Here is a 701-nt window from a genome sequence, read left to right on the forward strand (position 1 = left end):
TAAAAACTTATTAAGAATGTATTGCACATTCAAAACTAGATAGTAAGCAGATTTTACGGCGCAAAACCGATTTTAAAAATTTGATTAAGTCTTCGATCGATTAGTATTCGTCAGCTACACACATTACTGCGCTTACACCCCGAACCTATTAACCTCATCATCTTTGAGGGATCTTATAACCGAAGTTGGGAAATCTCATCTTGAGGGGGGCTTCATGCTTAGATGCTTTCAGCACTTATCCCGTCCATACATAGCTACCCAGCTATGCCGTTGGCACGACAACTGGTACACCAGAGGTATGTCCATCCCGGTCCTCTCGTACTAAGGACAGCTCCTCTCAAATTTCCTACGCCCACGACGGATAGGGACCGAACTGTCTCACGACGTTCTGAACCCAGCTCGCGTACCGCTTTAATGGGCGAACAGCCCAACCCTTGGGACCGACTACAGCCCCAGGATGCGATGAGCCGACATCGAGGTGCCAAACCTCCCCGTCGATGTGAACTCTTGGGGGAGATAAGCCTGTTATCCCCGGGGTAGCTTTTATCCGTTGAGCGATGGCCCTTCCATGCGGAACCACCGGATCACTAAGTCCGTCTTTCGACCCTGCTCGACTTGTAAGTCTCGCAGTCAAGCTCCCTTGTGCCTTTACACTCTGCGAATGATTTCCAACCATTCTGAGGGAACCTTTGAGCGCCTCC

1 rRNA gene is annotated in these 701 nt (G+C 49.5%); it reads right to left on the reverse strand.

The window, feature by feature from the left end:
- Nucleotides 1–80 precede the first annotated feature (80 nt).
- Nucleotides 81–701: ribosomal RNA gene (locus CD135_RS11620) — 23S ribosomal RNA — on the reverse strand; the annotation flags it as partial.

Source organism: Mammaliicoccus lentus (assembly GCF_002902755.1).
Lineage (GTDB): Bacteria > Bacillota > Bacilli > Staphylococcales > Staphylococcaceae > Mammaliicoccus > Mammaliicoccus lentus.